The sequence below is a fragment of the Gordonia sp. 'Campus' genome, from assembly GCF_022206305.1.
Lineage (GTDB): Bacteria > Actinomycetota > Actinomycetes > Mycobacteriales > Mycobacteriaceae > Gordonia.
Genome location: NZ_JAKOIW010000021.1, coordinates 42,121 through 55,177, shown reverse-complemented (window position 1 = coordinate 55,177; position 13,057 = coordinate 42,121). Strand labels below are relative to the sequence as shown.

The 13,057-nt window shown below is 68.1% G+C and carries 14 protein-coding genes; 12 read left to right on the top strand and 2 right to left on the bottom strand.

Going from position 1 to position 13,057, the window contains the following annotated elements; translation table 11 throughout:
• Positions 1-54: 54 nt before the first annotated feature.
• The 8 genes from MAY35_RS19465 (at position 55) to MAY35_RS19430 (ending at position 8,174) form a co-directional block, all read left to right on the top strand.
• Complete coding sequence (locus MAY35_RS19465) at positions 55-1,254, top strand: NAD(P)/FAD-dependent oxidoreductase (RefSeq protein WP_238422931.1); 1,200 nt, start codon at positions 55-57, stop codon at positions 1,252-1,254.
• A 129-nt stretch (positions 1,255-1,383) separates the two neighbouring features.
• The gene (locus tag MAY35_RS19460) at positions 1,384-1,818 is read left to right on the top strand and encodes an iron chaperone (RefSeq protein ID WP_238422930.1); all 435 of its coding nucleotides are present in this window, start codon (positions 1,384-1,386) and stop codon (positions 1,816-1,818) included.
• Positions 1,819-2,028: 210 nt separating this feature from the next.
• On the top strand, positions 2,029-3,327 hold the full coding sequence (locus MAY35_RS19455; RefSeq protein WP_238422929.1) for a hypothetical protein: 1,299 nt from the start codon (positions 2,029-2,031) through the stop codon (positions 3,325-3,327).
• An 85-nt stretch (positions 3,328-3,412) separates the two neighbouring features.
• On the top strand, positions 3,413-4,642 hold the full coding sequence (locus tag MAY35_RS19450) for a sigma 54-interacting transcriptional regulator (RefSeq protein ID WP_238422928.1): 1,230 nt from the start codon (positions 3,413-3,415) through the stop codon (positions 4,640-4,642).
• Positions 4,639-5,925 (top strand): VWA-like domain-containing protein, encoded by a 1,287-nt coding sequence (locus MAY35_RS19445; protein WP_238422927.1) that lies wholly within the window; start codon positions 4,639-4,641, stop codon positions 5,923-5,925. The genes MAY35_RS19450 and MAY35_RS19445 overlap by 4 nt, the downstream gene beginning before the upstream one ends.
• A gap of 69 nt (positions 5,926-5,994) precedes the next feature.
• The gene (locus MAY35_RS19440) at positions 5,995-6,213 is read left to right on the top strand and encodes a hypothetical protein (RefSeq protein WP_238422926.1); all 219 of its coding nucleotides are present in this window, start codon (positions 5,995-5,997) and stop codon (positions 6,211-6,213) included.
• 18 nt (positions 6,214-6,231) lie between these two features.
• A complete protein-coding gene (locus MAY35_RS19435) occupies positions 6,232-7,089 on the top strand; it encodes a hypothetical protein (RefSeq protein ID WP_374237984.1) in 858 nt (285 codons plus the stop codon).
• Positions 7,090-7,214: 125 nt separating this feature from the next.
• Positions 7,215-8,174, top strand: coding sequence for a hypothetical protein (locus MAY35_RS19430; protein WP_238422924.1), 960 nt, complete (start codon positions 7,215-7,217; stop codon positions 8,172-8,174).
• Positions 8,175-8,270: 96 nt separating this feature from the next.
• Here the strand turns inward: MAY35_RS19430 and MAY35_RS19425 are convergent, their stop codons facing one another.
• Entirely contained in the window at positions 8,271-8,966 is a 696-nt protein-coding gene (locus MAY35_RS19425; RefSeq protein ID WP_238422923.1) for an alpha/beta fold hydrolase, read from the bottom strand.
• Positions 8,967-9,188: 222 nt separating this feature from the next.
• Here MAY35_RS19425 and MAY35_RS19420 point away from each other — a divergent pair, with 222 nt between their 5' ends.
• The 4 genes from MAY35_RS19420 (at position 9,189) to MAY35_RS19405 (ending at position 11,484) form a co-directional block, all read left to right on the top strand.
• Positions 9,189-9,539: a metalloregulator ArsR/SmtB family transcription factor gene (locus MAY35_RS19420; RefSeq protein WP_238422922.1), complete on the top strand. Its 351-nt coding sequence runs from the start codon at positions 9,189-9,191 to the stop codon at positions 9,537-9,539.
• Entirely contained in the window at positions 9,529-10,083 is a 555-nt protein-coding gene (locus MAY35_RS19415) for an SRPBCC domain-containing protein (RefSeq protein WP_238422921.1), read from the top strand. The genes MAY35_RS19420 and MAY35_RS19415 overlap by 11 nt, the downstream gene beginning before the upstream one ends.
• Positions 10,080-10,379 (top strand): YciI family protein, encoded by a 300-nt coding sequence (locus tag MAY35_RS19410; protein ID WP_238422920.1) that lies wholly within the window; start codon positions 10,080-10,082, stop codon positions 10,377-10,379. The genes MAY35_RS19415 and MAY35_RS19410 overlap by 4 nt, the downstream gene beginning before the upstream one ends.
• A 61-nt stretch (positions 10,380-10,440) precedes the next feature.
• On the top strand, positions 10,441-11,484 hold the full coding sequence (locus MAY35_RS19405; RefSeq protein WP_238422919.1) for a helix-turn-helix transcriptional regulator: 1,044 nt from the start codon (positions 10,441-10,443) through the stop codon (positions 11,482-11,484).
• Here MAY35_RS19405 and MAY35_RS19400 read toward each other — a convergent pair.
• Complete coding sequence (locus tag MAY35_RS19400; protein WP_238422918.1) at positions 11,477-12,595, bottom strand: class II histone deacetylase; 1,119 nt, start codon at positions 12,593-12,595, stop codon at positions 11,477-11,479. The two genes, MAY35_RS19405 and MAY35_RS19400, sit on opposite strands and share 8 nt — an antisense overlap.
• Positions 12,596-13,057: the final 462 nt, after the last annotated feature.

Genomic DNA, 13,057 nt, shown 5'->3' with positions numbered 1-13,057 from the left:
CGACCCGGGAAACAACGCGCGTTTTCCGGCGTCCTCGGCCGGGTACCCCGCGTCATGACCTCAACTCGCGAGACCCGGCACTTCGACGTCGTCATCGTCGGCGGCGGGAACGCCGGCCTCAGTGCGGCGGCACGTCTTCGACGCCTCGGCATCACCGACGTAGCCGTGATCGAACCACAGGCCGTGCACACCTACCGCCCTCTCCTCTCCTATGTCGGCGGCGGACAGGCGACCCTGAACGACGCCGAACGCACCCAGCGCTCGGTCACACCCGACGGAGTGACCTGGCTACGTGATACGGCTGTCGTCGTCGACGCCGACAGCCGTACGGTACGTTGCGCTTCCGGAGTCGATGTCGGTTATCGCGATCTGATCCTGGCCGTGGGTCTGGTTCCCGATCAGAACGCGATGCCCGGAATCGACCTCGCGATCGCCGACCCGGCGGTGGGCAGCAACTATCTCGATCGTGCCGAACAGACCTGGAACGCCGTGACGTCCATGCCCCGCGGCGGGAGCGCGGTGTTCACCGTTCCACGGCCGCCAGTCAGTTGCACCGGCACCACCTACAAGCCGCTGTTCCTCGCGGCTGCGCACTGGCGTCGCACCGGAATCCTGGACACGCTCGACATCACGCTCGTCGTCGACCGCCCCCGACTGCTCGGCGTCGACGGTCTCGACGCGCGACTCACCGACTGTCTGGACGAACTCGGCGTCCGGGTCCTGCTCGACAGCGAGGTGCGCCTTCATCCCGTCGACCGACGTGTCACTGTGGTGACCGACGGCAGCACCGAGCAGGTGCACTACGACATGCTGCACCTCGTCCCACCGTTCCGCGGTCCGGACATCGTGGCGCACTCGGGGCTCGCCGCCGAGGGCAGACACGGTCTCGTCGACATCGACCCCCACACCCTTCGCCACCGTATTTATCCGTCCATCTGGGCGGCCGGCGACGGCGCGGCGATCGCGACCGACCCGTCGGGCGGCGGGTTACGACGCCAGATCGCGGTGCTCGCCGACAACCTGGCCGCAGCTCGGGCCGGTGAGCAGCTCGACAGCTACGACGGATACACGGTTGCGCCGATCGCCACCGACGCCCACCACCTCATCGCCGCGGAATTCGACCGCGACGGCACCATCACCTCGTCGCTGCCGTCGGTCATCGACCCGCTCAAGCCCCGGCGGAGTGCCTGGGCTTTCGACCGCTACGCGCTCCCGCGCCTCTACTGGAACGCGATCCTGCGCGGGCGGGTGTGAGACGACACGCGAAGCGGTCACGAATGAAGAAGCACGACGCCGTCGTCGCGAACTAGCGTGGTCAACGCCTCACCCGAGGCGACAACTCGACCAGGGACCGATCTGTCCAGACCACGAAGGGGAATGCGCTTGAGCACATCGGGAGGCTTCACCGAACAGGAACGCACTGCGATGAAGGAGCGTGCCGCCGAACTCGAGAAGGAGAAAACCCGCGGGCGGGGCAACAAGAAGGCCGCCGAAGAACTCGATGTGCTCGCGAAGATCGAGGGGATGGACCCGACCGACCGTGCACTCGCCGAACGGATTCACGCCATCGTCACCACGACCGCCCCGGACCTCGCACCCAAGCTCTGGTACGGGCAACCGGCGTATGCGCTCAAGGGCAAGGTCGTGTGCTTCTTCCGCAGCGGACACGACGACAAGGAGCGCTACTCCACCTTCGGCTTCACGCCGAACGCGAACCTCGACGACGGCGGTTTCTGGCCGTCGTCGTATGCCGTCAGCTCGGTGGACGCCCAGGCCGAGAAGACCATCGCCACCCTCGTCGCCAGGGCGGTCGGCTGACGGTCACTCGCGTCAACCGGCCCCGAGGCACCCCCTCTGGCCAAGACGACTGCGGCACGGTATATTTCGACGGGTGATGACTCACTCTGAACAAAGATCGGGGGTCCACGTCGTGCGCGGTGTGTGCTGATGCACCTTCCGACCACGACTGGAATCCCTCCCCGACTCTCCTTCTGGGTACGTGTACGCGACTTCGCGGTACCGCCCTCCATGATCGAAAATGCCACCTCCAGACGCCTTTCCGGTGACTGGACAGGAGCATGCGACGCAGCGAATGTCGATCCAGACATCGATCTCACCCAGATCCGGCGCCGCCACGGCCACGCCATCGCCGAGCAGATCGAAGACGACCTCCGCCACTTCGCTCCCGACCTCCTGCGATGGCATCTACCTCGGATCTCGCCGGCCGGCCGGCTTCGTCCGGGCCTGACAATTGCGTTGACGCGGTACGCGCCCGACTGCGACATACGTTTCGCCACAACAGGTTCGGTGTATCTCGTGGCCCGAACCCCACCCGCCTGGGCCGACGCCGGTCAGCGGTTCTCGCTGGCGGTGTGGGATGGGCGACAGCCCGACCCGCATCCCCATCCACGGCCCGACAGGAGATTCCGGCTGGACTTGCACCGGCATCTGTGGGATGTGCGCCACATCGACGAACTTCGGATGCGTTCGGGTGCAACGTGTTCGGAGACCATCCTCAGGACCGGGCAGCCGCCCGGAATCCCCGCGGGTTTCGCTCTCGATCGGTGGGCGGCCGAAGCCGCCATCCTTCGTCGCGCAGAAGGCCACCGCACCGGGCGGGTCCGCATTCGCCTGGGCACGCGGCGCGACCTCATCCTGGACGACGGAGATCCACCCGAGATGTACTGGGCGACCGGCGTTCCCACCGACCGGCTGGTACCCCTGCCGGTCCTGCCCGACGCCGCCACCCAGACCCTGCCCGACCTCGACTTACTCCGATGCGGGGCGATCACCCCTGATCGGTTGCACCCGCTTGTGGCCGCCGCGCTCGTGCCGGAGTTCCGCCCGCCACCGGTCGATCGTGCCGCACCACCCGACAACTTTTTCCGGGTCGTCGAATGCCGCGGGGAGCCACACCGCATCGGACTCGCCGACGGTGTGCTGTCCGCCCTTGACCATGATCGCGACGAGATCCGTCGCGAGGAGATGCTGACCGCCCTGACCGGCACGCCTCTCCCCTGCCTCCAAGCCATTGATCGGGCCCACCGCGAACCGGACTGCCTCGCCGGAGTTCGAGACCGCCTCGACTTCGGTGACATCGAGGGCGCATTGGCGACAGTCGAGGGACTCCTCGGCCCTGACGCGGGTCTGCGGGACGGGCCGCTGCGGGACGCGCTCGAGCACTTTCGGCTCCAGCGGGAGACGTACGACGCATACCGTTCCGGTTCGACCACCGCTGCGGCACAGCCGCTTCCGCACATTGCCGGCGGGCATCACCGCACCGGCAGGCGGCGGCGTGCCCATCCGCGGCACGCCACCCACGGCTGACCCGTATCCACCCGCTGCACTCCCGCGCGGGCACATCTCTGACTCTCATCTCCGATTGCTCATCCTTCGAACCCCTAGGTGAACCATGTCTCCACACTTTGGAACCACGATCCCCCTCATCGACGAGCTCGAGACCGCCGATGAATTGCTGGCGCTCCTCGGCGCGGTGACCGGCGAACCTCGCCGCCACGATCAACTCGAAGCACTCGCGCTGGCCGTGGCCGCCGACCTGCCCGTGCTGCTGTGGGGCGAACCCGGAATCGGCAAGACCGCAGCGCTCACACAACTCGCCGACTCCCTCGACATGCCACTGACCACCGTCATCGCGAGCGTCCACGAGCCGTCCGACTTCTCCGGGCTTCCGGTCGTCGGCGACGACCCCGCATCACGTGGGGTGCCGATGGCACCACCCGACTGGGCGGTCCGCCTCGCCGACGCCGGCCGGGGGCTGTTGTTCCTCGACGAATTGTCCACGGCTCCCCCCGCGGTACAGGCGGCGTTGTTGCGGCTGGTCCTCGAAAGGCGCGTCGGCACACTACAACTCCCTGCGGGTGTGCGCATAGTCGCCGCGGCCAATCCACCGTCGTCGGCGGCAGACGGATGGGAGCTGAGCGCACCGCTGGCCAACCGTTTCGTCCACCTGCACTGGACCCACGACCACGACGTCGTCGTACGTGGCCTGGGCGGCACGTGGCCGCACGCGAAGCTGCCGACCCTGGACCCGGAGAAATTCCCCGCCGCGGTCGAATTCGCTCGACGTGCCGTGTGCACCCTGCTCGCGGCCCGGCCCGCGCTGGTGCATCAGCTTCCGGGCAGCCAGACCCGCCGCGGCGGCGCATGGCCCTCACCGCGGAGCTGGGACGCGACGATCCGATTGATCGCGTTCGCCACCGCCTCATCGGCATCGGCCGATGTCCTGTCGTTGTTGATTCGCGGCGCGGTCGGCGACGGACCCGGTTTCGAGTTGCTGGCGAGTATCGATCACATGGACCTCCCGGATCCCGAACTACTGCTGGCCGATCCGTCGGCGGCCGAGCTACCCGAGCGAGGCGACCTGCGCCAGGCAACACTCGACGCCGTGGTCGCCGCTGTCCGGCGCCATCCCGACAGGCCCCGGTGGGACGCGGCATGGGAGGTCCTCGCCCGCGCCGCAAGCTCCGGAGCGCCCGACCTGGTGGTGGTGCCTGCGACGACGCTGGCCACCCTGCGACGTGACGACTGGGAGGTTCCCGACGCCATCGACCAGTTGGCCGGGGTGGTGTCGGTCTCGCGGGCTGCCGACGAGGCCGACGTTCGTGCGACCGCTGTGCGATGACGTCGGCCCACACCCCGGCCCACACCCCGATGCGATTGTCGGACAAGGTGTATGCCGCGCGCCTGCACGCGGTTCGCGCCAGGCCGTACATGGCGACCGCGCTCCATGCACTGCACATCGTCGAGACGTCGCGCGTACCCGCCATGAGCGTGGACCGCTACTGGCGGTGCTATCTCTCGCCCGCCTTCGTCGCCGCTCGGCCCGAGGAGGAGATCGCCGCTCATCTGGTGCACCTGGTCTCCCACCTTCTCCGCGATCATCACGGACGCAGCGACCGCTACGCCCGCGCCCACGGACTGAATGGCCCGTCGGAGCGGCTCCGCATGAACATCGCGGCCGACTTCGAGATCAACGACGACGCCTACGGAAACGGGTTGGTCACCCCCGTCGACGCCATCCGTCCGAAGATGCTCGAACTGCCCGCGGGCGAACTGATGGAGGACTATCTCCGTCAGTTCAGTCTCGGGCCTGCCACCGACCAGATGTGCTGGGTCGAATGCGGCAGCGGTGCGGACGGATGGGACCGCGCGTGGGAACTGGGTCCCGACGGAGCGGATGGTCTCGGTGAGCAGCAGCGCGACGCGGTGCGTTTCGCCGTCGCGAGGTCGATCTCCGACCGTCCCGGCTCGGCGCCGGCCGGCTGGCGGCGATGGGCACGCGAGGCCATTCACCCGCCACAGCCGTGGCAGGCCCTCCTGGGCGCGGCCATCAGGACGGCAGTGTCGACGGCGGGTGTCGGCGACGACTACACCTACGGCCGGCCGGCTCGACGCTCAGCGGCGCTACCCGGCGTGATCGTGCCGAGCCTGCGACGGACGCCGCCCCGGGTGAGTGTCGTCATCGACACGTCGGGATCGGTCAGCGATGCCGAACTGGGGAGCGCGCTGCTCGAGGTCGCTGCGATCTCGCGGGCCGTCAGCGGTCGGCGCGACCTCCTGTCGGTGGTGTCGTGCGATGCCGCCGCGCGGGTGGTGCACCCGATCTGCCGGGCGGAGGACATACAGCTCCACGGCGGCGGGGGCACCGACCTGCGCACCGGCTTCGAGAGCGCCCTGCGACACCGGCCCGATGTCGTGGTGGCCCTGACCGACGGTCACACCCCGTGGCCGAGCCGCCGGCCGGGATGCCGGACGATCGTCGGTCTGTTCCACCGGGAGGCGTACGCGTACACACCGCTCACCGGGTCTTCCGTGCCGGGTATGTCCAGCATCGCGGTCTTCCACACCCCGGATCCGCCGCCAGAGTGGGCGCACGTCGTGCGGATCGGCGAACCGCGGCGCTGAGGAAGGGCTCGCGGCTTTCGGGTAGACCTGTAGGTGCGAAGCATGTGGACACGAGAGGAGTGATCGCCGATGTCAGAGTCCGATCTGCCCAATGAAGCGAGCGACGCCGACGCCATCGAGCAGCGGCAACCCGTCGAGGACGATCCTGCGACCGATCAGGCGCCCGCCGTACCGCTCGACGCCAACGACGCCGATGTCGCCGAGCAGGCCACCCCTGTCGACGCCGACGAGACCGACGAGTACCCGAGAGCATCGGCTGCTGAGCCGGGCGAACCCGCTGCGGACTGATCGCACGGTACGGCGTCGGTGAGAAATCGAGACGACAATCCTGAACGGCGGTTGTGGCGCGCCTACGAGCCGGTCCACGCCGTGTGCTACTTCGATCCGAGGTTCGCAGCGGCAATGACCGCGAGCGGCCTGACCGGCTGGTGGAACGGCTACTTCGCCGGTCGGGCCGCACCGCTCGGACCCACCCCACCCGAGGTCGTGACCGCACTGTTCTTCGGATTCTCGCCCTCGATGGTGGCTCGCGCGGTTCCCAAGATCTGGTCGCGCATCGCCCCGGAGGCGGCCCTCGAAGCGCGCCTGTCGGCAGCCGAACAGGTTCTCGGCGAACACATCTCGACCGGTTCAACCGACGATCTCCGTCGGGTCACCGATAATCTGGAACGCGTCGTCGACGGTCTGGGCATGGACGGGCGCGCACTCGCCGGCGCCTGGAGCGCCGTGGACCGGCCCACCGGCCTGTGCCGGCGGTTGTGGCTGGCCACCACGATCTTGCGAGAGCATCGCGGCGACGGTCACGTCGCCGCGGCCACCGCCGCGGGTCTCAGCGGTCTACAGGCGTCGATGACCCACATCGCCGACGGCGGGGTCACCCGGGACATGATCCAGGCCAACCGCGGCTGGACCGACGCACAGTGGGACGACGCGCGCGGCCAACTCGTCGAACGAGACATCCTCACCCCCGCCGGGGCGCTGACCGACCGCGGCATCGCAGTGCGCGAGTCGATCGAGGACACCACCGATCGCCTGGCGGCGCAGACCGTTCGTGCACTTCCCGACGCGGAGTGGACTCTGGGGATCCTCACAGCGCTTGCGCGCGCACTGGTCGATCGGGAAGTCATACCGTTTCCCAACCCGATCGGGGTGCCGCGGCCGTGAGGCGTGGGTGACCGCAGGAGCCGGGCGGCCCGGCCCGTGGCGCTCATTCGGTCACATGAAACTCTCCGGGGCGGGTCCCGGAGCGCGATAGTCTCCCCAGGTCACCCGACCCCGAGGAGCCGACCGTGGGTACTCCCTATGACCCCAACCAACCGACCGCCATGGGTCCGCAGGGGCCGCAGCAACCCGGATGGCCGCCCGCCGGTCAGCAGCCCTATGGTCAGCAGCCGTCGGGCCAGCAGCCGTACGGCCAACAACCGTATGGTCAACAACCGTCGGGCCAGCAGCCGTATGGTCAGCAACCCAACGCTCAACAACCCTTCGGTCAACAACCGTTCGGGCAGCAGCCCTACGGCCATCAACCTCCCCCGCCGAAGTCCGGCGGCGGCAAGAAATGGTGGTTCATCGGTGGCGGCGGGCTCGTCCTGGTACTTCTCGTCGTCGTCGCGGTGGTGCTGGCCCTGACCCTGAGCGGCGGTGACGAGGAGCCCTCCGTACCGACCGCGTCGGCGCTCGAGATGGTGCTGCCGGAGGACCAGTTCCCGGACATCACCGGTGATTTCACCACCGAGACGGGCAATCAGAATGACGACGACAGCACCGTCGACAACGAGAAATGCGCAACGCTGGTGAACTCCCAGCGGACCACCAACGAACGAGCCGAACGCGAGCTCACCGAGACCTCGTCGTCGAGCGAGATCCTGTTCGGTCTGGACAACTACAGCGCCGACGTCACCAAACCCGCCGACAATGGGTACGACGACTTCGACGAGATCCTCTCCGCCTGCTCCTCGTTCACCCTGACTCTCGGCGAGGGTGATGTCCCGGTCGCGCTCACGCTCGACGAGGTGGACCTACCGATCGACGGCGGATACAAGGCGGTCCGGATGACCGGCGCGTACAAGGTCGGCGCCTTCGAACTCAATCTGGCGGGCATCCTCGTGATCGGTGAGGAACGGGGCGTGTCGTTCTCCGTCACACACAACACCGTCGACAGTTCTCCCCCTGCGCTGGACCCCGAGGTCACCGAGAACCTGGCCGAGATGTTCACGGCGCAGCGACAGATCATCAAGGATGCCGCATAGCAAGGTCGACGGCATGCCGCTCATCCATTCCGTTCCCGCGCACCGAAATTCGGTGATCGGGAACGGAATGGGTGAGCGAGAGTCTGTACGTGCCCGTCAGCGTCGGAGGAGTCGCGCCAGCTCGACCGGGTCCTCGAAGATGCTCATGTGCCACGCATCGTCGAGGACCGCGAAGTCCGAGCCCGGGATTCGACGATGCATCGCTTCCATGGCGTCGACGTCGGACACGGTGTCATGTTCGGCAGCAACAACATTCACCGGGCAGGCGATCGACGCCGTGCGCTGCGAACAGTCGAAGCTTGCAATCGCACGCAGTGCCGACGCCCACGACGCCTTGTCTGCGGTGGTCACCGCATGGCGCGCATATCGCACGACCGGACCGTCGTCGAGCACTTCCGCCGAGCTGAACCAACGGCGGAGCGTGGCGTCGACATCGACGGTGCCGGCGTTCACAGCGGCGGCCGCCGCACCGAAGGCCGGAAACGGGGTGTCCCGGGTGCACAGCAGGGTGAGGTGTGAGACGAGATCGGGCCGCATGAGCGCGAACTCGAGTGCGACCTGACCGCCGAAGGAGTGGCCCACCACATGCCAGGGCGCGTCGGTCGCCGCCGTCTCCACGACGTCGGCTGCCAGCCGGAGCTGCAGGTCGGCGTCGACGTCACCGGCCGGCGGGTTGATCTCCGGGGTGACCACCTCGCCGTGCGTGGCCAACTCGGCCCGCACGCCGTCCCACACCGACGGCGTCAGCGGCGTTCCTGGTAGCAGCAGCCACCGCGGGGACTCGATCGCCAATGTCTGCCCTTTCGGGACGGGGTGTTCGGATCATCGTGACGCTACGCCACCGACCACCGAGGCGGGCTCGTCAGATCGACGACCGGCGTCGGATCTCCGAATCAGCTGCGGTCTTCGTCAGCATCCGCTAACGTTAGTGATCATCGACGATCACGGGACCGTAGGAGTTCTGATGGGCGCTGTGTGTGCACCGTCCGCGAGGACATCAAGCGGACTCCGGACGTGACCGGGAACCGGCCGGGCATCGACGAGGCCTTGCGCGCGATGGCCGAGCCCCGACGCCGCGCGATCCTCGAGCTGGTCTCCGGGCACGAGCTGGCAGCGGGCGAGATCGCCGCGCATTTCGAGGTCAGTCGGACGGCGATCTCGCAGCACATCTCGGTTCTGAAAGACGCGGGGCTTCTCGTCGAACGGCGCGAGGGAACGCGGCGCATCTACCGCACGCGACCGGAGGGCATCGACCAACTGCGCGGCATGCTCGACGGCATGTGGGCGTCATCTCTCGACATGGCGCGGCAACTCGTGGAGGCCGAGCGCGGACTGACCGACGCCGAGGTGCACCGTGCCGGATGAATTCACACGCGTCGACCCCGACGACGCCGGTGACCGTTCCCTCCTACCTCTGCTCCGCCCACCGATACGCCAAAACGTGACCGTCCGAAGCGATCTCGACCATGTCTTCGTCACATTCGTGCGAACCATCGGCATCTGGTGGCCGTTGCAGCCGATGTCGGTCGGCGGCGACCGGGCTCGCACGGTGACGATCGAGGAACACCCGGGCGGCCGGGTCTATGAGACGTGGGACGACGGCACCACGGCAGAGTGGGGCCGGCTCACCGTCTGGGAACCGCCCGGCCGCTTCGTGATGTCGTGGCTGAACACCCCCGAACCCACCGAGGTCGAGCTGACGTTCACCGCACTCGGCGACACGCTCACCAGGGTGTCCGTGGAACACCGCGGGTGGGAGCACCTCAGCGATGCCCAGCTACGCCAAGACTGCGCGGCGCCGGGCGGTTACCGCTCCGGCGCCTATTCCGGCGGCTGGGCCACCGCGTTGGCGGCGTCGGTCGCCGTCATCGAATCAACACCCACCCCTGACCGAGAGGCATCGTCATGACCCATTTCGTGTACAAACTCGTGCCGCCACGGCCTACTTTCGGTCCCGGCGACATGGATGACGACGAGGCCGCCATCATGGGGCAACACAGCGCCTACTGGTCAGGACTGCTCGACGACGGGACGGCGGTGATCTTCGGCCCCGTCGTCGATCCGGCCGGGAACTGGGGTCTCGGTGTGGTGCGCGCCGACTCCGAAGAGGCGGTCCGCGCGATCAGCGCCGCCGACCCGGCTGTCACCTCGGGTCTTGCGCGCGTCGAGATCCTGCCCATGCCGGTGGGTATCGGGCGGGACTGACCGACGTCACCGGGGTGACAAACCTGCAGCGGCCTGCGCCGGCCGCCTCTACACTGGCGAAATGGGCGATCCGGCAACCGATCTGACGCAGGGTCAGTTGACGCGGGCAGTGCAGCTGCTCCAGGGGCATGTGCGCTTCGACGCCGCGCTGCTCGTCCATCAGCCGAGGGGCGCCCGCTCTCGCATCGTCTCGCAGGTGGGGTACACCTCGGGTTCGGCCTGGGCCCTTCAGCATCTGTTCCCGCGGGATTACGAGATCGGGTTCACCAGCCGGCTCAGCCCCGGAGACGGACTGCCGCTGTCGATCAGTGATGTCGGCGGCGCGGTCCGCGAAGAGTTCACCCGCACGGTGTTGTTCGAGCAGTATCTGCGAGCAGAGGGCTTCGTGGACGGGATGACGGTCGAGTTGTTCGACGGCGGCGACTACCTGGGCCTCGCGCATTTCTCCGCTCGACGCCCCGATGCCTTCGCTGCGCCCCAACGCGCCCTGGCCCGCGACCTGTCGGGCTTGTTGGCGCTGGTCCTACGACCGGACCAGGCGGCCGGGACCGTTCGACGAACCCCGCCGACCACGCTCCCGGCCGGCGCCGCGGATCCGGTCGCACCCACCTCGTCCACCGTCTATCTCCGCCAGGGTTCGCAGTTCCTCCCGGCCGGTCCGGTGGACGTGCCGTTCGTCGCCGACGACCCTTTCGCCCGCGTCGTGGACGACTTCGTCACCTGCACCGCCGATGAACTCCGACACCTGTGGTGGCACCGGGGCGCGTGGTACCGGGTGACGCTCTCGCGCCTGGGGGATTTCGGTGACATCAGGCTGACCGCGCGGCCGATGACCTCCGAGCAGGTGTGGCACCTGAGTCGACAGGAGGTGCGGGTACTCAGCGGGCTGGTGGTGGGACGCACCGACGCGGCGATCGCCGCGGGACTGAATCTGAGTCCGCGGACGGTGCACACGCACATGGTGAACATCCGACGCAAGCTCGGGGTGAACCGACGGACCGAGGCGGCGGCCAGGGCGACGGCGACCGCGACCGTCGTCCCCGGCCCCGCGACAGCGCCCGTCGCCGAGTTGGCACGGATCTACCGCGACTCGTTCCCTAGGTGATGTCCGCCAACAGTTCCTTCGCCGCGTCGACCGCCTCACGCTCGTGGGCGAGCAGGTCGTCACCTCCCATGGGCCCCAGGATCGGCGCGAACGCATCGGCTGTTCCGGTCGAGACCCCGGCGAGCTCCTCGACCACCGCCAGCCCGCAGAACGGAACGTAGTACGGGCTGTAGCCGCCTTCTTGGAGGCAGACGAGTCGGCCGCCGGCCACCTCATCGGCCACGTCGATGATCTTGCGGGCCAGCGATCGGAATCCGTCTGCGCGCAACATCATCCGCGCCAGGGGGTCCATCATGGAGGCGTCGAATCCGCTCGCCACGATGATGAGATCGGGGCGATACGCACGCAGTGCGGGCAGGACCACCGCGTCGAAGGCGTATTCGTATGCGCCACTTCCGCCGCCGGGAGGCAATGGGACGTTGAGCGTGTAGCCGAACCCGTCGCCGGAACCCCGCTCGTCGCGGAACCCCGAGTCGGACGGGAAGCAGCGATCCTGGTGCACTGAGATGTTCAGCACCTTCGACGACTCGCGGAAGATGTCCTGGGCGCCGTTGCCGTGATGGACATCCCAGTCGACGATCGCCACCCGCTGCATCCCGAGCACGTCGAGGGCATGAGCTGCGGCGATCGCGCCGTTGTTGAAGATGCAGAACCCGCGGCCGGTGGCGCGCTCGGCGTGGTGCCCCGGAGGATTGATCAGTGCGTAGGCGTTGCTCACGGTGCCGTCGGCCACCGCGCGAACGGCCTCGATCGCGCCTCCGGCCGCGAGCAGCGCGATGTGGTGCCCACCGTTGCCGAACGGCGACACCCCGTCACCGGCGTCGCCGCCCTTGGGTAGGGCGCTCTCGGTGACGATGCGGTCGTAGTGGGCGGCGTCATGGACACGGAGGACATCCTCGCGGGTCGCGGGCGGCGGCTCGAGCTGTCGCAGCGAGTTGATCAATCCGGAGGCAGTGATCAACTCGTGGAGCCGCCTCTTGGTGTCGGGGTGTGCGACGTGATGCGCGATGGGCTGGGTCAGTGCGTCGACGCTGGGCGGGAAGACGCCGCCGCTGCCCGTGTCCGCCCACCCGTAGAGCGTGTTCCAAATGTATCCGGTTGTCGTTGCCACGATCGTTCCTTCCGTCCGAACCTGTGTGTCGGTGAACACAGCATCATCGGAGGGGTGACAGCTGTCATCGGTACAAATACCGAGGGTGGTGGGACCCGAGATCGCGCGCCGGGACGGTCGGTAGCCGAACCCGCGCTGTGGCCACACGACGACAAAGCCCGTCCCGACATGAGTCGGAACGGGCTTCGTCGGGTGGACCTCCGTAGCAGCTTCTCAACCGCCACAAGCCGCTTGGATCGCTGATCTTCTGCTTTCTCGGGGTTCTCGGACTCGTCGGCCGCGCGCTCAGGGTGCCCGGATCGCCGATGGGCGCGGTCCCGTGGGTGAGAATTCGCGTCAGTCTCAAACCCGTTTGAGCATCTCCAATCGAGCTAAGCTGCCCACCGGCTACGGCGATGGGGTGCCCGTGCGGGAGCTGGCGTCACACTCTTCGAGAGTCCCACCGCCTGCCTGTGAACGTCA

Bases quoted from the DNA above. Each gene is read 5' to 3' on its own strand.
- MAY35_RS19465 (WP_238422931.1), top strand. From the start codon at position 55: ATGACCTCAACTCGCGAGACCCGGCACTTCGACGTCGTCATCGTCGGC.
- MAY35_RS19455 (WP_238422929.1), top strand. From the start codon at position 2,029: ATGATCGAAAATGCCACCTCCAGACGCCTTTCCGGTGACTGGACAGGA.
- MAY35_RS19450 (WP_238422928.1), top strand. From the start codon at position 3,413: ATGTCTCCACACTTTGGAACCACGATCCCCCTCATCGACGAGCTCGAG.
- MAY35_RS19445 (WP_238422927.1), top strand. From the start codon at position 4,639: ATGACGTCGGCCCACACCCCGGCCCACACCCCGATGCGATTGTCGGAC.
- MAY35_RS19440 (WP_238422926.1), top strand. From the start codon at position 5,995: ATGTCAGAGTCCGATCTGCCCAATGAAGCGAGCGACGCCGACGCCATC.
- MAY35_RS19410 (WP_238422920.1), top strand. From the start codon at position 10,080: ATGACCCATTTCGTGTACAAACTCGTGCCGCCACGGCCTACTTTCGGT.
- MAY35_RS19405 (WP_238422919.1), top strand. From the start codon at position 10,441: ATGGGCGATCCGGCAACCGATCTGACGCAGGGTCAGTTGACGCGGGCA.